This is a genomic window from Helicobacter canis (assembly GCF_900451095.1).
Taxonomy (GTDB): Bacteria; Campylobacterota; Campylobacteria; order Campylobacterales; family Helicobacteraceae; genus Helicobacter_B; species Helicobacter_B zhangjianzhongii.
The window spans coordinates 956,052-982,894 of sequence record NZ_UGHV01000001.1; the positions used below are offsets into that span (position 1 = coordinate 956,052).

At 44.2% G+C, this 26,843-nt stretch carries 23 protein-coding genes, 1 tRNA gene and 1 other RNA gene; 14 read left to right on the forward strand and 11 right to left on the reverse strand.

The window, feature by feature from the left end:
* Nucleotides 1-41 precede the first annotated feature (41 nt).
* The 10 genes from DX060_RS04420 (at nucleotide 42) to ftsZ (ending at nucleotide 11,248) form a co-directional block, all read left to right on the forward strand.
* The gene (locus DX060_RS04420; RefSeq protein ID WP_115011338.1) at nucleotides 42-1,472 is read left to right on the forward strand and encodes a mannose-1-phosphate guanylyltransferase/mannose-6-phosphate isomerase; all 1,431 of its coding nucleotides are present in this window, start codon (nucleotides 42-44) and stop codon (nucleotides 1,470-1,472) included.
* A gap of 21 nt (nucleotides 1,473-1,493) precedes the next feature.
* Nucleotides 1,494-1,757, forward strand: coding sequence for a hypothetical protein (locus DX060_RS04425; RefSeq protein WP_115011339.1), 264 nt, complete (start codon nucleotides 1,494-1,496; stop codon nucleotides 1,755-1,757).
* A gap of 343 nt (nucleotides 1,758-2,100) precedes the next feature.
* Entirely contained in the window at nucleotides 2,101-4,140 is a 2,040-nt protein-coding gene (locus DX060_RS11920) for an MBOAT family O-acyltransferase (RefSeq protein WP_258552313.1), read from the forward strand.
* An 8-nt stretch (nucleotides 4,141-4,148) separates the two neighbouring features.
* The gene (locus tag DX060_RS04445; protein ID WP_115011340.1) at nucleotides 4,149-4,676 is read left to right on the forward strand and encodes a hypothetical protein; all 528 of its coding nucleotides are present in this window, start codon (nucleotides 4,149-4,151) and stop codon (nucleotides 4,674-4,676) included.
* Between the two features lies 1 nt (nucleotide 4,677).
* Nucleotides 4,678-5,256 (forward strand): hypothetical protein, encoded by a 579-nt coding sequence (locus DX060_RS04450; RefSeq protein ID WP_115011341.1) that lies wholly within the window; start codon nucleotides 4,678-4,680, stop codon nucleotides 5,254-5,256.
* A 74-nt stretch (nucleotides 5,257-5,330) separates the two neighbouring features.
* A complete protein-coding gene (gene dba, locus DX060_RS04455; RefSeq protein WP_115011342.1) occupies nucleotides 5,331-5,498 on the forward strand; it encodes a disulfide bond formation protein Dba in 168 nt (55 codons plus the stop codon).
* A gap of 9 nt (nucleotides 5,499-5,507) precedes the next feature.
* Nucleotides 5,508-7,031, forward strand: coding sequence for a disulfide bond formation protein DsbI (dsbI, locus tag DX060_RS04460; protein WP_115011343.1), 1,524 nt, complete (start codon nucleotides 5,508-5,510; stop codon nucleotides 7,029-7,031).
* Nucleotides 7,032-7,165: 134 nt separating this feature from the next.
* The gene (locus DX060_RS04465; protein ID WP_115011344.1) at nucleotides 7,166-8,653 is read left to right on the forward strand and encodes a peptidylprolyl isomerase; all 1,488 of its coding nucleotides are present in this window, start codon (nucleotides 7,166-7,168) and stop codon (nucleotides 8,651-8,653) included.
* A 15-nt stretch (nucleotides 8,654-8,668) separates the two neighbouring features.
* Nucleotides 8,669-10,093, forward strand: a complete 1,425-nt coding sequence (gene ftsA / locus DX060_RS04470; protein ID WP_115011345.1) for a cell division protein FtsA — start codon at nucleotides 8,669-8,671, stop codon at nucleotides 10,091-10,093.
* Between the two features lie 12 nt (nucleotides 10,094-10,105).
* Nucleotides 10,106-11,248, forward strand: a complete 1,143-nt coding sequence (gene ftsZ / locus DX060_RS04475; protein ID WP_115011346.1) for a cell division protein FtsZ — start codon at nucleotides 10,106-10,108, stop codon at nucleotides 11,246-11,248.
* A 68-nt stretch (nucleotides 11,249-11,316) separates the two neighbouring features.
* On the opposite strand, the gene DX060_RS04480 is transcribed toward ftsZ, so the two are convergent.
* Together DX060_RS04480 and rnpB are read right to left on the reverse strand one after the other, a co-directional pair.
* A complete protein-coding gene (locus DX060_RS04480) occupies nucleotides 11,317-13,440 on the reverse strand; it encodes a heavy metal translocating P-type ATPase (RefSeq protein WP_115011347.1) in 2,124 nt (707 codons plus the stop codon).
* Nucleotides 13,441-13,495: 55 nt separating this feature from the next.
* Nucleotides 13,496-13,842, reverse strand: an RNA gene (rnpB, locus tag DX060_RS04485) — RNase P RNA component class A.
* Between the two features lie 140 nt (nucleotides 13,843-13,982).
* Between rnpB and DX060_RS04490 the strand changes: the two genes are divergently transcribed.
* The 3 genes from DX060_RS04490 (at nucleotide 13,983) to DX060_RS04500 (ending at nucleotide 17,245) form a co-directional block, all read left to right on the forward strand.
* Nucleotides 13,983-15,185 carry a hypothetical protein gene (locus DX060_RS04490; protein WP_115011348.1) on the forward strand — a complete coding sequence of 401 codons (1,203 nt, stop codon included), beginning with the start codon at nucleotides 13,983-13,985 and terminating at the stop codon, nucleotides 15,183-15,185.
* Between the two features lie 73 nt (nucleotides 15,186-15,258).
* Nucleotides 15,259-15,756 (forward strand): flavodoxin, encoded by a 498-nt coding sequence (locus tag DX060_RS04495; RefSeq protein WP_115011349.1) that lies wholly within the window; start codon nucleotides 15,259-15,261, stop codon nucleotides 15,754-15,756.
* 106 nt (nucleotides 15,757-15,862) lie between these two features.
* Complete coding sequence (locus DX060_RS04500; protein ID WP_115011350.1) at nucleotides 15,863-17,245, forward strand: cation:dicarboxylate symporter family transporter; 1,383 nt, start codon at nucleotides 15,863-15,865, stop codon at nucleotides 17,243-17,245.
* Nucleotides 17,246-17,289: 44 nt separating this feature from the next.
* Here DX060_RS04500 and DX060_RS04510 read toward each other — a convergent pair whose 3' ends face one another.
* Entirely contained in the window at nucleotides 17,290-20,364 is a 3,075-nt protein-coding gene (locus DX060_RS04510) for an FAD-binding and (Fe-S)-binding domain-containing protein (protein ID WP_258552198.1), read from the reverse strand.
* Between the two features lie 152 nt (nucleotides 20,365-20,516).
* Between DX060_RS04510 and DX060_RS04515 the strand changes: the two genes are divergently transcribed.
* Nucleotides 20,517-20,594: transfer RNA gene (locus tag DX060_RS04515), tRNA-Met, on the forward strand.
* Between the two features lie 51 nt (nucleotides 20,595-20,645).
* Here DX060_RS04515 and DX060_RS04520 read toward each other — a convergent pair.
* Genes DX060_RS04520 through DX060_RS04555 form a run of 8 tightly spaced genes read right to left on the reverse strand, consistent with a single transcriptional unit; the run spans nucleotide 20,646 to nucleotide 26,437 of the window.
* On the reverse strand, nucleotides 20,646-21,485 hold the full coding sequence (locus DX060_RS04520) for a hypothetical protein (RefSeq protein ID WP_115011351.1): 840 nt from the start codon (nucleotides 21,483-21,485) through the stop codon (nucleotides 20,646-20,648).
* Nucleotides 21,482-22,384, reverse strand: a complete 903-nt coding sequence (locus DX060_RS04525) for an ABC transporter ATP-binding protein (RefSeq protein WP_115011352.1) — start codon at nucleotides 22,382-22,384, stop codon at nucleotides 21,482-21,484. Before DX060_RS04525 ends, DX060_RS04520 begins: the two co-directional genes overlap by 4 nt.
* Nucleotides 22,365-23,162 (reverse strand): sulfite exporter TauE/SafE family protein, encoded by a 798-nt coding sequence (locus tag DX060_RS04530; RefSeq protein ID WP_115012304.1) that lies wholly within the window; start codon nucleotides 23,160-23,162, stop codon nucleotides 22,365-22,367. The genes DX060_RS04525 and DX060_RS04530 overlap by 20 nt, the downstream gene beginning before the upstream one ends.
* 48 nt (nucleotides 23,163-23,210) lie before the next feature.
* Nucleotides 23,211-23,663, reverse strand: a complete 453-nt coding sequence (gene exbB / locus DX060_RS04535) for a TonB-system energizer ExbB (RefSeq protein WP_115011353.1) — start codon at nucleotides 23,661-23,663, stop codon at nucleotides 23,211-23,213.
* Between the two features lie 51 nt (nucleotides 23,664-23,714).
* Nucleotides 23,715-24,176, reverse strand: coding sequence for an SsrA-binding protein SmpB (gene smpB, locus DX060_RS04540; protein ID WP_115011354.1), 462 nt, complete (start codon nucleotides 24,174-24,176; stop codon nucleotides 23,715-23,717).
* Nucleotides 24,173-25,354: a GHMP family kinase ATP-binding protein gene (locus tag DX060_RS04545; RefSeq protein WP_115011355.1), complete on the reverse strand. Its 1,182-nt coding sequence runs from the start codon at nucleotides 25,352-25,354 to the stop codon at nucleotides 24,173-24,175. The genes smpB and DX060_RS04545 overlap by 4 nt, the downstream gene beginning before the upstream one ends.
* The gene (locus DX060_RS04550) at nucleotides 25,354-25,584 is read right to left on the reverse strand and encodes a carbon storage regulator (protein WP_115011356.1); all 231 of its coding nucleotides are present in this window, start codon (nucleotides 25,582-25,584) and stop codon (nucleotides 25,354-25,356) included. The genes DX060_RS04545 and DX060_RS04550 overlap by 1 nt, the downstream gene beginning before the upstream one ends.
* On the reverse strand, nucleotides 25,568-26,437 hold the full coding sequence (locus DX060_RS04555) for a pseudouridine synthase family protein (RefSeq protein ID WP_115011357.1): 870 nt from the start codon (nucleotides 26,435-26,437) through the stop codon (nucleotides 25,568-25,570). The genes DX060_RS04550 and DX060_RS04555 overlap by 17 nt, the downstream gene beginning before the upstream one ends.
* Nucleotides 26,438-26,843: the final 406 nt, after the last annotated feature.

Sequence of the window (26,843 nt, forward strand, 5' to 3'; positions counted from 1 at the left end):
TAGGTGTCAGGCCCCTTTTTTGCGTAACTTTGGAGTGTGGTATGGTTGTTAGTATTTTATGTGGTGGCTCTGGGACTAGGCTTTTTCCACTTTCTCGCGAGCTTTTGCCCAAGCAGTTTGCCCACATTCTCCCCAAAACAGACAAATACGCTACTTCACTTTTTCAAGAGACTTTAGCGCGCAATGTGGCATTGTGCGCAGAGCAGGGCAGAGAGCCAAAGATACAAATCATCACCAATGAATCGCTCTATTTTCTTGCTAAAGATCAAGCCCACGATCTAGGCGTGCAGATTGATCACTTTATCCTAGAATCCTATGGGAAAAACACCGCCCCAGCTCTAGCTATGGCTGCTTTGCATACGCAAAAGCACTATGGAGGCGATGAGATTATCCTAGCACTGCCAAGCGATCATTTAATCGCCAAAGACAATTATCAATCCTGCATAGAGCAGGCTTTAGAGCAAGCTAGACATAATCAAATCGTAACTTTTGGGATCACGCCTACAAGTCCGCACACAGGCTATGGCTATATCCGCGTGGAGCAGGGCAGCGGGCGTGTGCTAGGCTTCTATGAAAAGCCAGAATCCAAAACCGCGCAGAAATATGTGGATTCTGGGGAGTATTTTTGGAATAGCGGTATGTTTTGCTTCAAGGCTAGTGTGCTGCTTGATGGGCTAAAACACCACGCTAATGACATCTACACTCTTTGTGAAGAGATCTTTGCCCAAAGTCAAAGCCAAATAATCGATGAGCAAGAATGCGTGCGGCTAGACAGGGAGCTAAGTCAAGGGCTTAGGGAAGAGAGTATTGATTATGCCCTAATGGAAAAGGCAGATAATATTGCTTGTATCACAAGCCAGCTGCGCTGGAGTGATGTGGGGAGCTTTGAATCCTTGAGTGAAGAATACCCAAAAGATGCGCAAAACAACGCCACAAATACCCACTTCATCGCCAAGGATTCTAGGAATAACTTTATCTTATCTTCTCGACCTGTTGTAGGCGTAGGCGTGGAGGATATGATAATTGTCGATAGTGATGATTGCTTGCTTGTTAGCAAGATGGGCGAGTCGGCGCGTATTAAAGAGGTGCTGCCGCATTTGCGTGAATCTTACCCCGAGCTTGCACGCACACATCGCACGACCTATCGCCCGTGGGGGAGCTACACGATCTTGCTAGAATCTAGTTTTTATAAAATCAAGCAAATCATCGTCAAGCCAAAATCTCGCCTAAGCTTGCAGAAGCATTTTCATCGCAATGAGCATTGGATCATTGTCAATGGCAGCGCAGTGGTGCAGCTAGGGGATAAAGAGATATTTTTACAAACTAATCAATCCACCTATATTCCTATGGGGCAGCCCCACAGGCTAGAAAACCCCGGGAAAATCCCCCTTGTGGTGATTGAGGTGCAAATGGGTGAATACCTTGGCGAAGATGACATCGTGCGCCTAGCAGATGACTATGCTCGCAAATAACTAACCCCCCAAAGGACCCCTATGCTCTTTAACTCCTATCTTTTTATCTTTTGCTTTTTGCCCATAGTGTGGGCTATCTTTCATCTCCTTAAAGCCCTTAGTATCACACAAAACTCTAGCGTGTATATGACCCTTGCTAAAGGCTTCTTAGTGCTAGCAAGCTTGTTTTTCTACGCCTATTGGAAGCTTATCTATCTGCCTATACTACTAGGCTCAATGCTTGTGAATTATGGTGTGGTTAGGGGGATTTTGCGTGGTAGAAACGGGGGGGGGGGGGGAACTTAGGCGCGTAGGCTTTTTGCGGAGGGATTCGGCTTGTAGCGATAAATCACCGATTCTGCGGCGTGGGCTTGCTCATTATCGCCTAGATAAATCCCTTCGCCCACGCCTTGAAAGCGGCGATTTCTCATCTACAATCCTAGAATCCAAAAGCGGCACTGAAATTACAAATCCAACCGCGAGCGACTTTGCACCACAAAACTCACAAAACGCCGATTCTAGCTCAAAAATCTTAGAATCCAAAAGCGGCACTGAAACACAAATCACAAAAACCACTCAACCCCTAGAATCCACTTTTTCACAAAGCCACGATTCTAGCCCACAAGCCAAATCATTTACAACACAAAATGTGTTTTACAATAAGCTCTCTGCCAAAGCCCTTTTAATCCTTGGCATTGCCTTCAATCTCTGCTTGCTAGGTATCTTTAAATACACTGATTTTTTCTTAGAGAATTTCAATCTTTTTACCAAGCTTTTAGCTTTAGACTTTGCTATCCCGCTGCCGCATATTCTCCTGCCCTTAGCCTTATCGTTTGTAACATTCCAGCAAATCGCTTTTCTTGTGGATTGTTATAAGCAAGCCACAGAGAGAGAATCAGCCCCAGAATCCAGCAATCCAACACAAGAAATCCCATATACGAATTTTTTGGATTACTGCTTGTTTATCACTTTCTTCCCTCAGCTAATTGCCGGACCGATTGTGCATCATAAAGAGATGATGCCGCAGTTTCACGCAATGGGCAGGAGGGCTTTGATCTTGGGCGAGCATTCCACAAAAAGCTCCCATAGCCCCACCGCAATTCCTAAAATCCTTGAAGAAAAACAAGCCGAGTGTGAAAAATCGCCCTTCTTGTCATTGCGAGCCGACTTGTCGGCGCGGCAATCCACACAAACACAGACACAAAACCTAGAATCCACTTTTGATAAAACGCAAATGGATTGCCACGCAACCGCTGCCGCGCTTGCTCGCAATGACAGAAATAACGCCACTTTTGGAAAAGTGGATTCTAACCTTGAAGCTGAAAATGTAAAAAACACCGCACAGGATTCTAGGATTTGCTATGAGAAATCTTTGCTTTGCGAGCCGCGCAAGGAGATAAGACTTGAGTGTCTATCGCGTGAGCTAGGCGATGCAATCAAAGATTTATCGCGCAAAACAAGCGAAGCGGTGCAAGGCGAAGCCGAAGCAGGTTTCTTTAGTAAAGCCGAATCCTCCAAAAAAACTGAATCGCTCCAAATGCAAAAGCCAACGCCTAGTATTATAAATTGGGAATACATCGCCAAAGGTCTCTTCATCTTCTCCATCGGTCTTTTTAAAAAAGTAGTCATCGCCGATAGCTTTGCCAAATGGGCAAATGCTGGATTTAGCGCGGTAGAAAATGGAGCTGTTTTAAATTGCTTAGAATCGTGGGCGACAAGCTTAAGCTATACCTTTGAGCTTTACTTTGATTTTAGCGGGTATTGCGATATGGCAATAGGGCTGGGGCTGCTTTTTGGGATCATTTTGCCTATCAATTTTAGCTCACCTTATAAGGCATTAAATATCGCGGAGTTTTGGAGAAAGTGGCATATCACTTTAGGGAGATTTTTGAAAGAGTATCTCTATATCCCACTAGGGGGCAATCAAAATATTAAACGCGTTGTCTCTTTGACTCAAAATGGCGATTACAGCGGCGATTCTGCACTCATTAGCATTCAAGGTAAATCCCTTGAATCGCCTTGTAAAGCCCCATTTTTAGCTCAAAGATACTGCCGCGAGCCTGCACCACAGAAAAAAGAATCGTGGCTTAATAATCTGCTTACATTAAGAAATCTGTTTATCGTGGCGTTTTTAAGCGGAGTGTGGCACGGAGCTGGGTGGGGGTTTGTGATATGGGGGAGCTTGCACGGGCTAGCAATGGTAGTGCATAGGGGTTATATGCTTTTGTATAAAAAGCTGGATTCTAGGGTGGTATATGCTCGCTTTATGCAAAGCAAAGCCTATATCCTTCTGTGCTGGCTGCTTACTTTTAATTTTGTCAATATCGCTTGGGTGTTTTTTAGAGCTGAAAATGTGCAAGGAGCAATCAACCTGCTTAAAGGAATGTTTGGTGGAGAGGTGGTGCTACCCAAAAGCCTAGAATCTAGACTTGGGGTTTTGCGCGATTGGGGGGTGGATTTTAGTGTGCTGTGGATTGAAAATGTCGTGAAATTTGAAAGCTCTATTTTTATGGCTATTTTCCTTGTCGCTGGCTTTGTTGTTACATTATTTTTACGCAATAGTTATGCCATCACCACAAATCTTACGATGAGATTCTACAACACCACGATTTGCGCACTTTTGCTCACTATTTCTTTGTTTTACATAGGTGGCAATGCGTATAGTGCGTTTTTATACTTTAATTTCTAGGAGTTTGTATGTCGCATAGAGTTTTTGCTGCTTTAGTGTTTGTCCAGATGATCGTGTGTGCGGCGGCTCTTTTGTGCTTGCTGTATGTGTATGATCCTTTGCAGCTCTATCACAAACCATATTTCCGCGATATAGCCTTCACAGATGATACACGAGTGCAAAACAAAGGCATCATCACACATTATGACTTTAGCCACTATATCCTAGGCTCTTGTATGCTGCAAAACAATCTAGCAAGTGAAGTTGAGCAAAATCTCGGTGGCAAATGGGTCAATATTTCTATGGCGGGAAGCTCCTTTGATACAAGGGCGGTGATCTTGCGCTATTTGCTAGAGCATAAGAAGCCAAAGCATATTGTGTATTCTCTAGATGATTTTTCTCTCATATCTCCACGCCCTAGCAAGACAGATTCTTTTGATTATCTCTATGATAGCAATCCTTATGATGATATAAAGATCTATATGAATAACAAATTTCTTCTTTGCGCGCTTAGCTTCTCTAGTGCTAGAATCTGCACAGGGGGTAAAGGATCTTAATATGCTTCTGCCGTGGGCTTTGGTCAATGAAAGTGGGGTAACTGATCTTTTTGGTGGGTTTGATAATTGGATAGCACACGAAAATGATAGAGTGGCATCGATGATGGAGAGTCTAAGGAGCTTTGATTTTGCGCCTTTTGTAAAGATTGATAATACCTCTAGCACTGATGCCAAAGAGACTAGAATCTATCTGCAAACTTATCTGCTATCCTTTATCAAAGATCACCCAGATACGCATTTTTCTCTCATTATTCCGCCTTACTCACTTCTGCATTGGCGGATACACGGAGGCGATAAGCTTGCTAAATGGCAAGAGTCTATCACCTATCTTGTGCAAGCAACAGAGCATTTGCCCAATGTCAGTATTTATGGTTTTGATGATTTGCCTTATAGTGCGCAAATTGCCAACTATATGGACCCAGAGCATTATAATATCGATATGAATAGAATTTTTATCCAAGCCTTGCGCAATTCTACGCATATCATCAATCAAGCTAATCTCTCTACTTATTTGCAAACAATGGAGAGCAAAATCGCGCACTATGATGTTACACCCTTTGTCACTATGCTAAAACAATAGTTTTGTAAAAATAGTTTTATAATGGAATAGAGATTGACTATAATTGTGCTTTATCTTTTTGTAAAGGATGTGGTATGGAGTTTTTGGAGTTACTCTTGGTGTTTGTCGCAGTGGTGTTGCTCATCAAAAAGCCGCAAAAAGAGCAGCTTGCTTTTAGGCTTGTGATCGCTTCGTGGGCAATTATGGCGTTTATGTTTATTGGGCATAAATCCGGCGCATTTTTGACAATTATGAATCTTTAGGAGGGTGTTATGGAAGAAAAAGAAATTGTAAAAGCAAAAAATTTTTACACACTTATGTGCTGGGCGGGGTTTTTGATTATCCTGCTACCTGTGGGGATTGCAAATTTTGTCTTTGGGTATATGCTTGGTGATAGTCCTTGCACGCTGTGCTGGGCGCAGAGAGAGTCGATGATTTTTATCGGTGTGATAGCCTTTTTTATCGTGCGCTATGGTATCAAGGGCAAATACATCGCTTGGCTGCTCATTATGGCGGCATTTGGCTTGTATCAAAGCTTTGCTCATTATGGTAATCACGCGCATAGGGATTTGGATCAAGGCTTTAGCTTGCAGGTATTTGGGGTGCATACATATTTCTGGGCAGAAGTGGTGTTCTGGGCGGTGGTTGTGCTGCTTGGAGTGATGTTTTATCTCGCGCCTAGGTTTGGGGCATTTGAGCAAGAGATGGGAGAGCAGAAAGTCCGCAGGCTTGGAGGCTTTGCTATGGGGGCGTTTGTCATTAGTGCGGTGGTGATTGCTTCTAATGTCTTTCAAGCATTTGTTGCCACGGGAGTGCCACCATTTAGCGGGCAGAGCGATCCTGTGCGCTTCTCACTAAATCCAAAATATATCATTTGGTCAAGTGAAGGCACAACAAAGATCTATAAAGATTTTTCTTTTTTGGGTAAGCGTGATGTCAAGGCACCTGATTATGCGTTTGCACCTAATGAAAAAAAGCTTGGCATTACATTTGATAATGAGAGTGCAAACTCGCCATTTGCTCACATTGATAAAGTGCTACATATACAATCTATGCAAGAGCTGCCCATTACGCAGCCTTTAAACTCACTTGCATATATCAATGGCGAGTTTGTCGGTAGCTCTAAATTTGAGGTGATGTTTATGGATAGTGCGTATCGCATTACAGATAGCTTTGAAATCGACCCATTTTTCTCTGCTACTATTGATCCAATCATCGGCGTGATCCCCTATCTCAACGGCAAATATATCCTTATGGGATCAAATAAAACTTATTTGCGATTTGGGAAAAATGATAAAGCAGATGAAGCCTTGCAGTTTGCGGATTTTGTGCGCGGTGGCGATAGATTTGAAGGGCAGGGTGAGGGGCTTGGGCGAGGTAGGATTGATACTGTGCGCTCTAAGTTCCACCACACCGGAAGCATTACGGCAGATTCTAGGTATTTCTATATGGCTACACTGCCTAATAATCTTGACAAAAAGAGCTTTGTCATCAGTAAATATGCCCTTAGCGATAGAATCCTATCTGGTGAATTTACACCAAAAGCACAGCTAAAGGACAATCGCAACCTAGGCGAGCTGTATGTTACTGCACTGGCAATGCACAATGGCAATATCTTTGCCCTTAGTAAAAATTACAATGTCATTGTAGAGATAAATCTCGTAAGCGAAGAGGTAGTGCGGGTGTTGGGCTTCCCTAGTGAGATTAGCAATGCTCGTGCTTTGATGGTGGATTCTGGAATGGTGAGTATCCTGTCTTATCACAATGGCAAAAATATCATCTATCGCTTGCAGTAGATCTAACTTGCCTATGCGTTGTGTTTAGGTGTGCTATGGCGCGCCTAGGTGGATTGTGTATTGTGGATAATGCTAATCTATGCTACAATCGCGCGTTTATTGGAGATTTGGATATTTGTGTGTAGGATTTTTTGATGATTGAATGGATGCAAAAGCATAAAAAATGGCTTGTGGTTACAATTTGGATTAGTGCGATAGCGTTTATTGGTGCTGGTGGCTTTGCTTGGGGGGTATATGATTATTCTTTATCTGGGAATTCTGTCGCTAAAGTGGGGCAGATAAGCATTAGCAAAGCAGAGTTTGCCCAAGCATATCAAAACGAATTTGATCGGCGCAATTATCAGCAAGGCGGCACGCTAGATGAAGCGCAAGCTAAGGAAATGGGGCTTGATGAGCAAGTGCTAAGAGGTCTTATCTCTAATGCGCTTATCCGCAACTACGCGTTAGATCTGGGCTTGCGTGTAAGTGATGAAGAGATCGCTAGAGAGATTAGCACGGGGAGAGAGTATGAAGCTTTGCGCACAGATGGGGTGTTTGATCTCAAGAAGTATGATCAGTTTATCGCTTCTAATGGGATAAGCAAGCAGTATTTTGAAGAGCAAGTGCAGCAGCAGCTTCTCACACAAAAGATCTTATCACTCATATTTCCGCAAATTATCACGCAAGCTCCGCTGCCTATAACGCCCCTTGAGCGAGAGTCTTTGAGCTTTGGTTTTGCACTGCAAGATGTTGTAGAGCTTAGTGTGATCAAGGGGGCTAGCATAGCCATTGCGCCGACACAAGATGAGCTTAAAAGCTATTGGGAAGAACATAAGGATAGCTACCAAACTCCAGCAAGCTATCAAGTCCAGATGATTGTCGTGCCGACAAAGGATCAAACATATCAAGATGATGAGCTGCAAAAATTCTATGAGCAAAATTACATTACTCAAGAGAGCAAGGAGATCCCAGAATCCATAAAAGATCAAGTGGTTTTAGCCTTTCAGCAGCAAAAGGCTCGTGTAGAGGCACTTAAAGAGTATTCTAAACTTCAAAAATCAGAGCAGACACACGCCAAAGTGCAGGTGATCACGCAAGATTCTACCGAGTATAGCCAAGAGATTCTTCAGGCACTAGAATCTAGCGCAAAAGGCACGACACTTAAGCCTATGCCTTTTGGCGATGATTTTATCACTTTAAAGATTGTGGAGAAAAATGCTCCAAAGTCTCGCGGCTTTGATGAGGTGCGCATACAAATCCAAGAAGAATACATTAAAAGCGAGAGATTAAAGCAGCTTCATAAGCTAGCGACTGCTCGGCTTGAGACTTTTAATGGGCAGAAGATTATCGCGCGATTTCCTACGCAAGCAGAGATTTCTACACAGAGATATACGCTAGGTGGGCTTGATTTTTACACATCTATGGGCTTGTTGCAGCATATCTTTGATAGCCACAAAAGCACAAATTATGCTATAATGGGCGAAAACGCATTTTTGTTTAGGATTGTTTCGCAGTCGGTGTCGCCTATGGATTCTAAAGATAGCTATATAGATGCTTTAGTCAATCAGGTGAAAATGGAGTTAATGACAAGGGTTGTGTTTGATTTCTTAGAGCAACGCTACAAGATAAAGAAGTTTATTTAGGGTTAGGAGGAAAGTTTGGATCAAACGATTTTGGGTATCGATATAGGCTCTAGCAAAATCTGTGTCGTGATTGCTAATGTGGTTGATGGTGTGCCGCATATCATCGGTGTGGGCAGGTATCAATCGCAAGGGCTTACAAAGGGCGTGGTTACCAATATCGATAGTGCGAGCAAGGCTATTAAAGCTGCAGTCGCAGAGGCAAAGAGAGAGGCTAAGGGGGCGGAGTCTATAAACAAAGCGATTGTTTCTATATCTGGGGCATATACTAAAAGCAAGGCGAGCTCTGGAGTATATAATGTCCAAGGAGATGAAATTACCATTAGGGAGATAGGTCAGGCGTTGAATAATGCTGTTTATAATGCATCGGTCCCTGAGGATTTTGATGTGATCCATGTGCTTCCCTATAAGTTTCGACTTGATGATCAGGATCATATAGAAGACCCTATGGGTATGGTGGGGCGTAGATTAGAGGTATTTACACATATTGTTACAGCCCAACGCTCAAGCTTAGAGAATCTGCGTAGGACGATCCAGCTTGCTGGTGTGGAGATACAAAATATCGTGCTTGCTTCGTATGCTTCTTCGATTGCAGTGCTTAGTGATGATGAGAAGAATCTAGGCGTGGCGTGTATTGATATTGGCGGAAGCACTTGTGAGATTATGATCCACGATGGCAATGCTATGCGATATAACACTTTTTTTGGTGTTGGATCGCATCATATTACAAAAGATCTGTCCCTAACGCTTAATACCAACCCTTCTGCCGCTGAAGAAGTGAAGATCCGCTATGGGGATTTGAGTATGGGGGGCGATGATGATTCTAGTCAGATGGATGAAAAGCTTATAGAAGTGCCATCATTTGGGGATAATGGCGTGCATTTTGTGAAATTACCTAAAGTGCAAGATGTGATTAGGGCGCGTGTTTTGGAGACTTTTAATGTGCTTGCCCGCTATATTGATCAAAGTGGGCTTAAAGATAGGCTTGGCGCAGGGATTGTTCTAACAGGTGGAATGATGAATATGCAGGGTATCCGCGATATTGCGAAAATGTTTTTTCATAATATGCCTGTAAGGATTTCAAAAACTATCGAGATGCCCGGGCTGTATGATGAGCTGCGAGATCCTTCGTATTCAACGGTGCTTGGGCTTGTGTGGTATGGGGCAGGAAAATGCGCAAACTATGAACGAGACTCTATGCAGAAAATCTGCCATAAAGAGACAAAAAGCCAAGAAGCTTTGCCATCATTTTCGCACTCGCTCCCACATACGCCAAATCGAGATTATCAAAATATTTTAGATACAGATTTGTCAAATCTCAAGGAAGATCTCACACAAGGAGTAAGAAACCAGATGAGTGCATCAAGGGTGGATCATAAGAGCGAGTCTCCTCTTGACAAACTAAAGCAGATTTTCACAAAAACTGCAGAGAAATTATTTTAGAAAGGAAATGCGATGCAAGATACTCACATAGAAGTTCAAGAAATACGACAGGTAAAGGGAGCTAGGATTGTTGTGATTGGTGTTGGTGGTGGTGGCTCAAATATGGTAGCGCATCTTCACGCCAACAATCAGCACCAAGCTCTTACGCTTATTGTGGCAAATACTGACTATCAGCATCTTAGTGTGAGTCCCGTGCCAAATAAAATCCAGCTAGGCGAGCGACTCACAAGTGGCTTGGGTGCTGGGGCAGATGATGAAGTAGGCAAGAAAGCCGCACTAGAGAGTGCTGATGAGATTAAGCAGTATCTTAGTGGCGCGGATATGGTGATTGTATGTGTTGGTCTTGGTGGTGGGACAGGCACGGGGGCGGCTCCTGTGGTGGCGCAGATCGCTAAGGATTTGGGTGCATTGACTGTTGCTGTTGCGACTAAACCATTTACTATGGAAGGTGGCAGGCGTGTAAAAACTGCGCAAAGAGGATTTGAGGAGCTTAATAAAATCACTGATTCTATCATCATTGTCCCAAATGATAAAGTTTTGTCTATTATTGGTAAAAACACTGGACTACGGGAGAGTTTTCGCCATATTGATGATGTGTTGGCTCGTGCGGCTAGGGGTATATCAAGTGTGATTTTAGAGTATGGTGCCGGTGATATAAATGTGGATTTTGCCGATTTGACTAAGGCTATGCAGCATAAGGGCTTGGCACTTATGGGTATAGGTGAAGGATCTGGAGAAAATGCTTGTATCGATGCCTTGCGCAATGCTGTGGAATCTCCACTTTTTGACAATCTCTCTATCAGTGGGGCTAAGGGCGTGGTGCTAAATTTTGAAATGCATCCTGATTATCCTATGGTGCAAATAACAGAAGCATTGAATTATATCAGTGAAGTTGCTGACACTGATGATGGGGATATTATTTGGGGGACAAATACTAGCGAAAGCAATCCAATGGATTTTATGCGTGTAACAGTCATTGCCACAGGATTTGAGAAAAATATCATTACTCCAAATCAAGCGCAACAAGAGATCAAGCAGCCAGCCCCTAAGCCAAAGCAAGATTCTTTGATCGATATGGGTGAGCTTTTGCGCGCTAGTGGAGATGAAAATGTGGATTATGAGCAGCCAGCCATAACTCGAGCCAAAAAAGATTAGAAAAAGACTAGCACAAGATAACTGCCTAAAAGCTTTGATTCTTCACTAGATTTCCGCTAGATCTCACTCTAGTGGGATTTGGATTCTATGGTGCTTTGGGATCTTTTTATGTGTGAGCCTTTCATTGTGCGCATAGCATTTGCTAGGGCAAGTAGGGCTACTCCCACATCGCCAAAGACCGCTTCCCAGATACTTGCCACCCCCAAAATCCCTAAAATGATAAATAATCCCTTTATCCCAAGTGCCATTATGATATTTTCATAAATGATTATTTTTGTCTTTTTGGCGATTTTGATAGCTTGCAAGAGAGAATCTAGCGAGTTATTTAGCACGATCATATCAGCCTTTTGCCGTGAGAGATCGCTCCCCCCACCCATAGCGATCCCCACATCAGCAAGGGCTAGTGTGGGGGCATCATTGATCCCATCGCCCACAAAGCCGACCTTGCCTTTTTGTTCTGCTTTTAGCTTTTCAAAATACGCTGCTTTATCTTGTGGAAGTAGCTGGCTGTGATAAGCGATACCAAGCTGCTCTCCTACGATTTTGCAAGGATACTCGCCATCGCCACTTAGCATAATAGGCGTGATGTGCAGCTGCTTTAGCTCATCTATCACGCGTTTAGATTCTACCTTAAGCGTATCGGCGATGATGATATAGCCTAGATAGTCCTTATCTACGCTGATATGCACGATTGTGCCATCAATATCGCAATGGTTATGCGGGATAGAAAATTTATGCAAGATTTTGTCATTACCAGCGATAATCTCCCTATGATCGCATACAGCACGCACGCCAAGCCCGGAGAATTCTTCAAACTCGCTGATATGATGCGTGTGGGCTAAATCCATATAGGCTTGCTTGATAGATTGGGCTATGGGGTGAGTGGATAGGTCTTGCGCACAAGCAGCAAAGCCTAGAATCCGCTCTTTGCTTACGCCATTTTCTGGGACAATATCCACTACCTTAAAGCTACCTTCTGTAAGCGTGCCTGTCTTGTCAAAGCCTAGCATACTAAGCTGACTTAGGGCTTCTAGGTAGCTTGAGCCTTTTAGCAAGACACCTACCTTAGAGCTTGCCACAATCCCCCCAAAATACCCAAGCGGCACAGAGATCACAAGCGCGCAAGGGCAGCTTACCATAAGCACTACAATTGCGCGATACACCCAATCATAAAGATTTGCACTATATCCACCGCTTGCAAAAAGTGGTGGCACAAGAGCAATGCACAAAGCGGCAAAAAACACAATAGGTGTGTAATATCTCGCAAAAGAGGTGATAAAGCTCTCTGTCTTTGCCTTTTTTGCCGTGGCATTTTCGATAAGCTCGGTGATTTTAGCGATCTGGCTTGTCGCATAAGGGCGGATCGCACGCATTGTCGCTGGGCTACTTAGCGTGATAGATCCTGCTAGGATCTGTGTATTTTGTGTGATTGTAAGCGGTAGAGACTCTCCGCTAATGGCACTTGTATCAAAGCTAGCTATCTCATCAAGTAGCACGCAATCCACCGGCACGACTTCTCCAGCTAGCACGATGATTTCATCGCCCACTACAAGATCTTTAGCTGCGATGTCAATAGTTTTTCCATTGTGGATTTTATGGGCTTGTGGTGGGGTGAGATTGGCTAGGGCATTGATAGAGTCCATACCCTTGCGCAAGCTTGCATTTTGCAAATACTCCCCTACGGAAAAAAATAGCATAATCCCGACTGCCTCTTCACTCGCGCCGATGATAAATGCCGCGATTGATGCCACGATCATCAGCACATTTTCATCAAAAAACTCCTTGCGCTTGGCATTGGCATAGGCGCGTTTGAATACTTCTTTGCCTGCGATCACATAGAGCGCGATATGTAGCAGTGATAGTGCGCTGCTAAGTGATTCAGCGCGTGTTTGCAGGAGATATTCTAGGGCAAGAGAGCTAAGGAATATGATGATTAGCCCTAGTAGTAATGCTAGCTCTTTGGTCCAAATTTTGCGCTTAGGCTGCCTGTCTTCTTGGCGCGATATGCGCACTTGTGGCTCTACTTGCGCGATGATGTCTTGGAGCTTTTGCATATTGGCACAATCAGTTAGTAGCGTGCTTGTGGCGAAGTTGATCTGTGCGTGTGCTATGCCTTGGCTCTTGTGCAAAGTGGATTCTAGTTTAGCCGCGCAATTTGGGCAGTCAAGATTGTCTAAATGAAATTGTTGCATAGATGATACCTAGATGTGATTTAGCGAAGTGTAGCGCGTAAAGGTAATGTTTGCGTAAGGCTGGCTTAGTATAAGCCGAGTTCTGTCAAGGGTGGCTATTTATCTGGGATATATTTCACAATATACCTCAAGCAAAGAGCAAAGATTAAGACATTTACCACGCTCTTTTTGCTACGGATTGGGTTTGCATAGCGAGTCTAATTACTTAGAATCCGGTGGGCTCTTACCCCACCTTTTCACCCTTACCAAAAGTGGATTCTAGGGACTAGAATCCACTTTTGGCGGTTCTTTTCTGTTGCACTTTCCCTTAGGTCGCCCTAGCCATTTGTTAAATGGAATCCTGTCTTTGTAGCTCGGACTTTCCTCTCTCTAAGGCTAGAGAGCAGCCACCACCAAACCAGCCTATTGCATTATAGCAAATCCACAATATGCTTGATATATCTCCTTGTTAAGCATATCAATTTGTGAAATTAGAATCTAGAATCCACATTTATCATAGCTGGCAAATGCGCTACAATACTCACAAAGATATAGGAGATTGTATGCGAGTATGTTTGGGGCTGTTGTGTGCTATTAGCGTGTGCTTTGGTGTGAATGTGCCTAAAGATGATCCCATAGATAGCGTAGCCTTAGAGTCTAAGGGGCAAGTAGCCCCAGAGCAGCTCATTATCATTACGCACAAAAGCCCCACGCGATCGATGTTTGATCTGCGTGCTTCCTTGGGCTTTGACTCCTATCTTGATAACTTAGAGGGCGAGAATGCGCTTTGGGCTACGCGCACACTCTATGCTCTGCGACTTAGCCCAGAGATAGGAGTTGGGATCAATGCCAAGCACGCGGTGATGTTTGGGGGCTTTGTGCTGCAAAATATGGGCGCAGCTACTTTCCCTACAAAGGCACATATCAGCGCGTATTATGCTTACAGGGATCAGGATTTTAGCGCATTTATGGGGATTTTCCCGCGTAAAAATTTGATCGGCACTTATCCGCTTAGCTTTTTTCGTCCGGATTTTTTGTTTTTCTCGCCAAATATCAATGGGCTAGCCCTAAGCGCACACACAAAAGGCGTGGTGCTGGCGTTAAATGGGGAGTTTGTGTTTGATTGGTATGGAGGGGATTTAAGCAAGCGGTATGATGAGTTTTACGCCCTAGCACACGCATCCATTGCAGCCTTTAGTGCTGTGAGCTTGCGTGCAAATGTGGCACTCTATCACATCAAAAATGAAGAGCTACTTAGTGCTGATGGGAGTAAAAATCCAGCCAATCCACTCCTGCCTAATACGCAGCTTTTAGACAAGATTTTGTATGAAGTGGCTTTGGGGGTGGATTTTGCTAAGATCGTGCAAAAAGAGAGCTTGCAAAAAGCCGAGATAGCTCTAGCAGCTTTGGGGAGCTTAGAGCGCAAGAGACAGGCTAGCGGACTTGGGGATTTCTACAATGGCAGTGGAGGAGAGCTTCGGGCAAGATTGCAGTATAAGGGCTTTGGGCTAGAAGAGAGCTACTACTTTGGCAAGCCACAAATGCAGTATTTCGCGGAGTATGGGGAGAGCGTGTATAATGGGCTGCCCTTTTACCACGCGCGATCATTGAATCGTATCAATGCCTACTATGAGTATAGAAATGATTTTTTGCGGCTTAATGTGGGGTTTGCATTTTATCACTTTGATAGGCAATTCGCGCTATCTCAAATGCTCACTCTCACGCTAGATACGCAAAAGATTTTTACAAGCAAGCCTAGAATCTAGTGTGGATTCTTATTGCGCTGTTTAAACAAATTTGGCATATTTAGCTTTCAATTTCTTAAGAAAGGACATAGTAATGGAAAAGGTTGGAATTTTTTATGGTAGCGATGGCGGTAATTCAAAAAACGCAGCAGAGCAAGTCGCAGCAGAGCTTGGCAATGCAGAGCTTATCGATGTAGCAAGTGCGAGCAAAGATCAGCTTGCATCATTTAAGAATCTTATCCTTGTTACACCTACTTATGGTAGTGGTGATTTGCAAACTGATTGGGAAGACTTCTTAGATTCTCTAAGTGGCGGTGATTTTGCCGGAAAAGTTGTAGGGCTTGTAGGGCTTGGTGATCAAGACACTTACTCTGATACATTCTGTGATGGGATCTCTCATATCTACAACAAAGCAAAAGATAGTGCTACAATCGTAGGGCAAACTGCAACAGATGGATATGAATTCTCTGATTCTCAATCTGTTGTTGATGGCAAGTTTGTGGGCTTGGCTCTTGATGAAGATAATCAAGATGACAAAACAGCTGAGAGAATCAAAGCGTGGGTTGCTGATATTAAAGGTAAGCTTGCATAGATTCTTACAGGGCGCAAGCCCTGCTTCTTTCTTTTATTTCTCTATATTCTAATCTTTTTTCTAGTGTATAATTTAGCCTACTAATCTTATTGCTACAAGGTGTATTATGAGAAAACATCGCCACTCTCCTATACATCATAGGTTTTTAAAGAGTCTTGTGTTTTGGGTGTTGCTTGGGCTTGTGCTTGGCGTGGTATTTGGGATCATCGGGAATTTACACCATAGCCACCCAAATGCTGTGGTAACATTTTTCTATCACTTCTGTATAGAGTCTAAATCCTACACCTTTGACCCGTTTATCAAAGGGCTAAAGCTTCTTATGGGTCCTATTATATTTTTGACCATTATTACAGGGATCATCCGCCTTGAAGACTTGAAGACACTAGGTGGGCTTGGGCTAAAGACACTTATTTATTTTGAAGTTGTTAGCACATTTGCGCTTGTGATTGGCGTGGTGTTTGGCGAGGTGCTAAAGCCAGGACACGGAATGCACCTTGATGTAGCCAGCCTTGATGCCCAGAGTGTAGAGGGCTATATCGCTCAAGGTGCGAGCAATCAAGCCCAGAGTGTAGGTGAAGAAATCTATCACATTCTATTAAGCGCGATTCCACACGACCCTATCACGCCATTTGTCGAGGGGAAGACATTGCAGGTGCTAGTAATGGCATTGATCGTGGCTATCTTGCTCTCTTTTGCAGCACCTAGCTTTAAAGAAAAATGCTTGAAATATTTTGAGAGTATGCAAGAGACATTTTTCAAAGTGCTAACGATTTTGATCTGGTATAGCCCGCTAGCGACCTTTGGGGCTATGGCATATCTTATCGCGCATTTTGGGTTTAGCTCCATTGGCGGAATGATTATGCTGCTGCTGACTATGGCATTATCGATTTTGGCGTTTATTTTTGTGGTGCTTGGGATCATTTGCAAAATCGGTGGGATCAATATCTTTAAGCTTATGCGCTTTATTTATGCAGAAGTGCTTGTGGTATTTGCCACCTCTAGTAGCGAGACGGCTCTAGCCCCGCTTATGCGTAAGCTTGAGCGTGCTGGGGTGCAGAAAGCAAGTGTAGGGCTGATTATGCCAACAGGCTATAGCTTCAATCTTGATGCGACAAATATTTATCTAAGTCTAGCGGTGATATTTCTCTCTCAAGCCTTTGATATTCACATTAGCTTTGTGCAGACGATGACGCTTATACTTATTTTGATGATTTCATCAAAGGGTGCGGTTGGTGTTACAGGCAGTGGCTTTATCGTCCTAGCGGGCACGCTTGCGGCACTAACGACAGCCGATGGTAGCCAGCTTATCCCAGCAGTGAGTGTGGCAGCGATACTTGGGATTGATAAATTTTTGAGCGAGATGCGTGCGGTTGGGAATCTATGTGGCAATGTGATTGCTTGTGTGATGGTGAGCATTTGGGATAAGCGTATAGACAAGGAGCGTTTCCTCTATGCGCTTGATCACCCAGAAGAGTTCAAAGTCGTATAGATTCTACAAGCTTCATAGAATCTGCGTGTAGAATCTATGAGTGCTTACTTATCTCCGCTTGCGCTCACAGAATCCACAAGATAGAGTAGATTCTGCCAAGTGATATTTGTTTTGTCATTTAGCCCTATTTCACAAGTGCTAGAGCTTGAAAAGCCAAGGCGTAATTTTCTATCTTTATAAAACTCACTTAGCTCCCGCAATGCTGAAGCATTAAGCTCACTGCAAATAAAGCCCTTATTCCCTGCAAAGCCGCAACACTGCGTTTTAGAATGGATAATGACTTCGCCATTCGTGCAGGTTTTGGCAATGGATTCTAGAGACTTATCCCATTTACCCTTTCTTGTCGCACACATCGCATAAAGCGCAATATCCTCATCTAAAGGCGTGATAGTAAGCCTTGGCAAAAGAGTGGATTCTATAAACTCTGGCATATCTAAAATGGTGAGAGTAGAATCTAGCTCTTGTAATCCGCTTTTTAGCTCATAGCTACACGCGCTATGATCGCATACGATGTGGATTTGCTCTACACCCTTGCCTTGCAGCTCTTCCACACTAGAATCTAATGCCTTATACACTTCTTTGCGTTTGGCTTCCGCACTTTGCGGATAGTCTTTATACGCCTTGCCGCAGCAAAGATTACTAAGATTTTGCGGATACACTACGCTCACACTAGCCTTTTTACACAAAGATTCAAAGACTTCTTGCAAAGCTCTTGTGTCTTGTAGATGTGATGGCGGAGCAAAGGAGCGATTGATACAGGTGCTAAAGTATATGACAGATACTTGGCTAGATTGTGCGCCATTATCCCACGCATTGCTTTGCTCACGCAAAGGCGTGGGTCTTGCCCGCTGCGGCAAAGCCACGCGTGCGCCTAAAGCTTCATCACGACAAGCGTGATGAGAGTGGCTAAAGTTTTTAGATTCTAGTCTGTAGGCATTTGCCCTAGGCAGTGAGCGTGGGATATAGGGCAGGAATCTCATCTTTTTGCTTAGGGTATTTAGCGTGTTTTTGCCAAAGATTGCAAAGCCAAAGTTTGCAATATGTAAGCCCCCTTTAGCAAGGCTAAGTGTGGGGCTAAAGTGCTTGGCACTTTGAGTGGCTATGAAGCGAGAGACTGCACCCTTTGTGCTAGGATTTAGCTTTTGTGCGATTTTAGCACTATCAATTTCTAGCGGACAGGAGAGAGAGCACATAGAGCAGGTGGCACAGGTTTCGATGCCAAAATATTGATAACCTCGCTTCAACTCCTCTAGTTTCTGCGCATTGTCTCTTTGGCTAAAATCGGCGATTGTTTTGCCCTGCCCTATTTTCTGTGTGCTTACTGCCTTCGCATTAGATTCTATAACACCCTTAGAATCCGCCCCATTAAGCAAAGCCTCTAGCCTTGCGATTTCTTTTCGCACCGCTATTCTCTGTCTTGGCGTGAGTGTTAGCTCTCTGCTAGGGCAGACTTTTTCACAAAATCCACATTCCATACATTGATTGATAAAGTCCTCTACCTCGCTGCTTTGTTTGAGATTTTGCGTGTGGATTTGGGGATTATCGCTAATGATGACATCAGGGTTTATAAGGGCGTGTGGGTCAAAAATCTCTTTTATCCTGCGATTTATACTATATGCCTTAGCTCCCCACTCTTTTTCTACAAAGGGGGCGATCATACGCCCTGTGCCGTGCTCTGCCTTTGTGCTGCCTTGCAAGGAGATAACAGAATCTACCATCGCTTCCATAAATTCCCCAAACGCTTGACTCTCCTTTTCATCATTGAGATTTGGCGTGATGATAAAATGCACATTCCCACTCAATGCGTGTCCAAAGATAATGCCTTGAAAGTTAAATCTATCAAAAAGCTTAGTAATGGATTCTATACCTTGTGCGAAAGTGTGGATAGGGAAGCAAATATCTTCAGTGATGACAATGCTCCCACTTGGGCGAGTCCCAGCCGCTAAAGGCAAAAGGGCTTTGCGGATTTTCCACCAGGACGCCATAAGCTTTTCATCGCTGCTAAAATGCACGCCAAAAAGGCTTGGCACAGATTCTAGCTCTTTACTTATATAAGCGATTTTAGAATCTAGCTCCTTTTGTGTGCTAGATTCTAACTGCACCAAAATCGCACAAGCCCTGCTTTGTATTTTCTCTAGCTCACTAGGGGCGTTTTCTAAACTTTTAGCAGAATCCAAACACGCATAGTCCATAATCTCCGCCGCACTCACAAGGCTTTCATTATGCGCTAGAATCTCTACTGCCTTCGCCCCAAGAGCTAAATCTTTGTAGAAAAGCAACGCACACGCTTTAAAGGCATAGTCTTCCACGCATTCATATTCTACTTGAGAGACAAAGCCCAAAGTCCCCTCCGCGCCGATAAAAAGATGATTTACAATATCTTTTATCTCGCTAAAATCTAGCAGGGCATTGATACTATAACCGGTTGTATTTTTGATAGCAAACTTTCGCTTGATAAGCTCACATAATTCTTTATCTTGCAGAATCTCTTCCCTTAGGGCTAGAAGTGAATCTGCCTTATCTTTATGCTTTTGCAAAAAGGATTCTATGTTTTCATTTGGCTTAGCATTCTTGCTTGTATCAAGGATCGTGCCATTATGCAGGATAAATCGCGCGGATTGTATAGTGTTGTAGCTATTTTGCTTCACCCCACAGCACATACCACTAGAGTTGTTTGAAAAGATTCCACCAATCATTGCATTATTGATTGTCGCGGGGTCTGGTCCTATCTTTTTGCCATAGGGCTTTAAGGCTTCATTTGCTTCTACCCCAATCACCCCACAGCCACATTTGATACTCTCTGCATTGCCTATAATCTCAATATCCTGCCAAAACGCATTGGCTAATACAAGCACAGAGTCACTACACGCCTGCCCGCTTAAACTAGTCCCTGCTGCTCTAAAGGTAAGCGGGGTGTTGTATTTTTGACTTAATGCAAAAAGCGTGATAATCTCACTCTCATTTACCGCTCTTACCACAACGCGTGGCACATACGCATAGCAAGAAGCATCGATTCCATAAGCAAAGCGGCGGAGATAATCTGTATAGATTCTATCCTTAAATGTTCCCTTTGCTTCGGCGATAAAGCCTTCAAAGTCTGGATTCTTGCGATTATGCATACTATCTCCTTTGCAGATTGGAAGTATGTATTGTATCTAAATCACCTAGCAAGCTATGTGCTTTAGCGGGTGGTCATAGGCTGATTTTGGGCGAGTGGGCTATCGTATGTGCTTGACTTTTTAGGGCTTTTGGCGTATAATCGCGCCTTTGTGTCAGGGTAGCTCAGCTGGTTTAGAGCGCTGGTCTCATAAGCCGGAGGTCGGGGGTTCAAGTCCCCCCCTTGACACCACTCCTAGAATCCACTTTTCACATCTTTTGCATTTTCTGTTTCTTGTAGCTGCTACTCTAACTCCATTTTCTTAATAATGCAGTGCCTTGCTAGCAAGTAGCTTATACCACTTAGCAGCAAGTATGTGATAAGCTTTTGTGTATAAAGCAGCCAGCCATCTATGCCGACTTTGCTCTGTGTGATTATGGAAAGAGAGTCGATATTGATATGGAAAAATACGCCAAAAAGCAGCCCAAGTAGCGTGCTAATGACACTTCCACACAGGCAAATCCCCAAAAATAGCAGCAATCCTAGCACCAAGCGATAGCTTGTAATGCGCCATACATTAAGCAGGGCTAATGTCAGCAAGATATACATAAGCCAAGTGAGTATCTCGCCTAGGATATAAGTAATGCTAAGAAGTATGATAAACACACTGCGCTCATCAAAGCTTGTAAGAAGCTCTCGCGCAAGCGTGCCAAGCCCTCCAAATATCTCTAAGATTTCGACATTTGAGATTAAAATCAAGGCTTGCACACCTACAAAGCTATAAAAGCACACTGAAGCACCGATTAAGATAAAGCAGCTAAGCACTTTTGCCAAAAGGATCGTATCAATCCCCAAAGGCAGGCAAAAGAGCAAATATCCATACTCCCCAAAGAGACTTTTCCCAAAAGTAGAAATCATAAGAAATATATGAGCCACCACAAGCAAAAACATCGCGCTAAAAGCCCCAATGATACAAAGCCCAAATGTTATACCAAGCAGATCGTGCAAAGTGGGGTTTGTGATTGTGGCGACATCAAGCTTGCTAAATCCCACACACCCAAACACACAGGCAGCAAACACAGCACCAAGCACCACAAGCGGTAGGTAATGCTCTTGTAATTCATAGCGGAGAAGTCGTCTCATCGTGCGTCCTTTGTGGATTTGTGGGCAAAAGTGGATTCTAGGGTAGAAGTGGATTCTAGGGCGGAGTCTTGTGCGGAGTCGGCGACTCGTGCGGAAGTGGATTCTAGCGCGTGCGATACAAAAGTGGATTCTAGGCTAGAGAGGCTAGAATCTAGCTGCATAGATTTGGCAAATGCGTGTTTAAAAGCGGATTCTAGGTTTGCGGTATTGGCAGTTAGAGCGGCGATACTATCGTGGGCTAGCACGCTGCCATTTGCTAGAAATATGGCTTCATTAAGGATTTTTTCTACATCATAGATCAAATGCGTGGCGATGAGTATGCTGGCACTTGGATTGTAGTTGTCTAAGATGAGCTTAAAGACAAAATCCCTTGCCACAGGATCAACACCGGCGATTGGCTCATCAAAGATATAAAGCCTAGCTTGGCGCGCGAGCATAAGGGCTAGGGAGAGCTTTTCTTTATTGCCTTTGGATAGGGTTTTGATCTTTCTAGATCGATCAAGCTGTAATTGCTCCATAAGACTATGGGCTTTGTGTATATCAAAATCTTCAAAAAAGTCCGCAAAAAATCTACACGCATAATCAATCTTCCAATGTAGTGGTATATGTGGTTTATCTGGGAGATAGGAGATATGGGCTTTGGTGGTATCGCCAATAGGCTCACCTAGAATCTTCACACTCCCCTCATATTGTCGCAAAAGTCCTAAAAGCACTTTGATAAGCGTTGTTTTCCCGCTGCCATTTGGACCAAGCAGCCCGATGATTCTGCCGCTTTGGAGGGTTAGGGAGAGATTGTTTAGGGCTAGGGTGGAGTCGTAGCGTTTGCTTAGGTTAGAGATTTCTACAAGCATATTGTGCCTTTGTGTGAGAGTGGGGGCATTATAACAGAGCTTTTTCAAAGATTTTTATGCTTGTGGCAATGATAGCAAAGCAGTAAATCCATAAGAGTGCTACTCTATGGGTGTTTGCACTTGCTTTTGCAATGAGTTTTATCCCAAGGCTCACGCCTATGATGGAAGCAAGTCCAATAAGCACAGCCGCGCTAAAGAGCCTACTATCGACAATATCCATTTGGTGCAAAGATATGCTCCCAGCCACTGATGAAAACACCACAAAAAAGAGCGATAAGGGCACGACCTTCTTAGAATCATAGCCCAAATAGTAGCCTAGTATAGGCGCGATAAGCAGCCCTCCGCCAATACCTAAAGAAATAGCAAAAATCCCGGTAAATGCGCCAGCTAGGACAAGGATCGCACGCTTTTTGTAAGGATTTGTGATGAGATTTGCGCTAGGGGCGACCTTGGATTTAGTAGCAAACCGATAGAGAGAGATGATTGTAAGGAGCAAAAAAGCTAGGCTAAGAAATAGCTCGCTAAAAAAGTGTAGCACCACGCCGCTAAGGCTTGCCCCAAATATCCCTCCAATCCCTATGAAGATACCCTCTCTAAGATCAAGCAAGCCTTTTTTGTAGTTTAGTAGTGAGCCAAAGACACTAGCAAAGACCATTTGCACAATGGAGATCCCAATAGCGTGCTGGATAGGAAAGCCTACAAGCAGCATACAAGGCACGATGATGATCCCACCCCCTATGCCAAAAAACCCCGCCGCCACGCCAGAGACTAGCCCAAGAGCTACAAAGCCTAGAATCTGCCACCAATCAAAGTATGAAAAAAACATCGTAAGCATTTTTGTCCTTTATGATTTAGATCTCGCTAGGTTGTAGCATTATGTATCAAGGCGCATAGAGGCTTTGCTCGTTGCGGTGGGATTGTGATAAATATCCCATTTTGTTAGCACTACCTCTGCCTTACGCACCAAGAGATTATACAGCACAATGCTAGGGATCGCCACGATAAGCCCCATAGCCGTAGCCTTTAGGGCTAGGGCTAGCCCTGTCATTATGCTTTGGGTATCAATTTGCGCACTATTGCCAATATCAAGAAAAGTGATCATTATCCCAGCTACTGTGCCAAGCAGCCCCACATATGGCGCATTTGAGCCAATGGTCGCAATAAGCGTGAGCCGCTTGTGTAAATCTAGCTCTAAAAGCCGCTTATCAAGATAGTCATCAACACGCACAGTGGCATAAAACCACGCCCGCTCAATCCCAATAGCGATCACCAAAACACAGAGCGATCCCAAAAATCCTAAAACAGAATAATCAACAAGCTCTTTCATTTATGTCCTTTTGTGGAGTTGTGGCGTCCTTTGCGGAGCGTAAAGGTGGATCTACAAGCTTTTGCCATAGTTTTTAAGACTTGCGCGTGCTTCTCTATCAAGGATCTTTTTCTTAATACTTTCGCGCTTATCGTGGAGCTGCTTGCCGCGCGCTAGGGCTAGCTGAAGCTTGACTTTATTGTGTGCATTAAAGTAAATAGAGAGCGGCACGATCGTAAGCCCATCTTGTGAGATTTTGCCAAACCACTTATCCAGCTGGGATCTATGGAGCAGAAGCTTTCTAGCGCGCTTTTCATCGGGGCGGAAGTGAGGGTTGGTGCTTTGGAGGAAGGAGATATGCATACCAAAGACAAATAGCTCGCCCTTGACAAATCGCGCAAAGCTGTCTTTAAGATTGCAGCGACTAAGGCGCAAAGACTTCACCTCAGAGCCTAGTAGGACTATGCCACACTCAAGCTTTTCTAGGACTTCGTAGTCAAATAGGGCTTTTTTGTTTTGTGCGATGAGTTTCATAGTGTGCCCTGTGGCTTGTTATCAAACACACTTTCAGCCCTTGTGTTTTGCGAGGTTTCTACTTTTTGAGCTTGTTTCCTAGAATCCACTTTTAGAAATTCAGCGTTTTTGTCAAAAATCCTAGAATCCACTTTTTTATTTGCGGTGGATTTTTCACACTCGGCTTGTTTTTCTTCTTCTAGGATTCTAGGATTTCTAAAGAAACCTGCTGCGGCTTCGCCTTGCACCGCTGTCGCTTGTTTTGCGGTGGGGCTGTGGGAGCTTTGCAAACTTTGGGGAAGGTTAGCGATCTTGGCGATCGTGCCTTTCACAAAGTTTGCAACACTGCCGCATTGCTCACCCAAAGCCGAATCCCCCCTAGAATCTATGCGGAAAAAGCTACTACCACTCCCGGAGAAATACCACCCACTCCCCAGCTCCTTTGCCACAGATTCTAGCTCTTTGTAGAGAGAGCAAGCAGGCGCAAAGAGGTCATTTAAGCTAGCCATATCGCCGCTAGCAAGGATGGCGGCATTGTTTAGGGTGGATAAATCTCTTGCGTGGGGATTTGGCGTGCTTGTGGCGGCATAGTGGCGATAGACTTGGGCGGTATCACAAGCGATTTTAGGCGTATAGATATGAAAGCGTGCAATATCACTTAGCGCGGTATCACAAGGCTCAATACACTCGCCAATCCCAGAAACTTCCGCGCAATCCACTTGCGAGACAAAAAACGCCACATCTGCGCCGATACTTTTGGCAAGATCGCTAAGCGCAGTGGGCAGGGGGGATTTGGGGGATTTGGGGCTTGTAAAATATGTGTGCATTTGCTTTGCTTCGCCTTTAAACTCCGCGCCATAGCGCGAGATAAGCGCGGCTAGCACGACTCCTGCATTAGAGCTGCCCCCACCTAGCCCAGCACCGCTTGGGATATGCTTACACACTTCTATGCGCACCGGCGGGAAGCACACGCCATCAATGCTACGCAACGCACGCAATGCGCGATACACACTAGAGTCTTCTACCGCGCAAGGAAAGTTGCCTAGCACGCTATCTTTTGGGGCTTGGGAGATAGTGATCTCATCATACAAATCCCCCACCACACGCACAAAACGCGAGCGCAGGAGATGGTAGCTGCTCGCTGTTTTGCCTAGGATATGGAGATAGAGATTGATTTTGGGGTAGGATTTATAGAGCATTAGCGTTTGATATGCTTGCCTAGATCAAGCAAGGCTTCATTGGAGGAGTCGCCTATGGCTTTTTTGTTTTCGCTAGCGATAGCTTCTTTAAGCTCTGCGCGTAGGATTAAGGTCTTGGGCGGGGCTTCAAAGCCTAGCTTCACACTCCCTCGATCAATGGATACGACCTTGATGATGACATTATCGCCTATGACGATACTTTCATCTTGTTTTCTAGAGAGTATGAGCATAATCAATCCTATTGAGAAGATATGAGACACTGCCGTCTTGGTGAAGCTGTATTATAGAAAAAAATTCATCAAATTTCACTATATAGAGCGGATTTTTATCCAAATCCACCCTAGCTTGCACACTAGAATCTAAGTCATTTTGCGTGAGTTTTTTGCCGTGGTAGAAATGCTCCTTATAGCAAGGATCAATAGGCAAGATAGGGTAGGGCAAAATCGCCAAAGGATCTAGCTCTATGATCTTGCCTTTTTGGGCGGCTAAATCGCCCTCGCTTACGCGTTTGAGTGCGCTAAGTGTGCCATAGCTGCCTAGCTTGTGGGCGATTAGACTGCCTAGTGAGCGGATATATGAGCCTTTGCTCACGCACGCGCGGAAAGAGATAAAAGGATGGGCATAGCAGAGAAAATCTAGGGCATAGACACGCATTGTGGTGGGCATAAGGGCTGCCTCCTGCCCAGATCGCGCTAGCTGATATGCGCGCTTGCCTTTTATCTTCTTCGCGCTAAAGGCTGGGGGTGTGTAGGAAATCTCGCCCACAAAGCTCTCCACCACTTCACGCACAAAAGTGGATTCTAGTGGTGGGGTAGAATCCACTTTTTCGATGTTTTCTATATCAAGGCTTTTGGAGCTCGCACCTAGCCATAGAGTGGCTTCATAGACCTTAGGCTCTGTTTTGATAAAGGGCAGCAGCTTGGTATAAGCCCCTGTGGCAATCAGCAATGAGCCTTGCGCAAATGGATCAAGCGTCCCAGAAAAGCCCGCTTTAGTGATGTTGTAACGCCTTTTGATCTGTGTCAAAAAGTGGTTGCTAGAGATGAAGGGGGGTTTGTAGGCAAGTAAGATGGTGTTTTTCATTTTTGACCTTGGCTTATATGCTGTGGCGTTGGCTTTTTACTAAAGAAACCTGCTTGTGTGCCCCCACCTTGCACCGCTGTCGTTTGTTGTCTCATCTCAAATCCTTCCGTCTTTGGCGTTTTTACACTTTCAGTGTTTTTCCTAGAATCCACTTTTAGAATTTTAGCTTTTTCATCAAAATCCTACCACCTGCGGCGTGGTTATCTAACACATTTTCAGCCCCTGCGTTTTTGTCGCACAATCTGCCGCCTGTGAGTCGCTCACTTTGGGTGTTTTGAGTAAAATCCTAGAATCCACTTGCGAGGATATGGATTACTAAAGAAGCTGCGGCTTCGCCTTGCTTTGCCACGCTTTGCTTCACAAAGCTCGCAATGACGATAAAAAGGCTTTATTGCTAGAATCCACT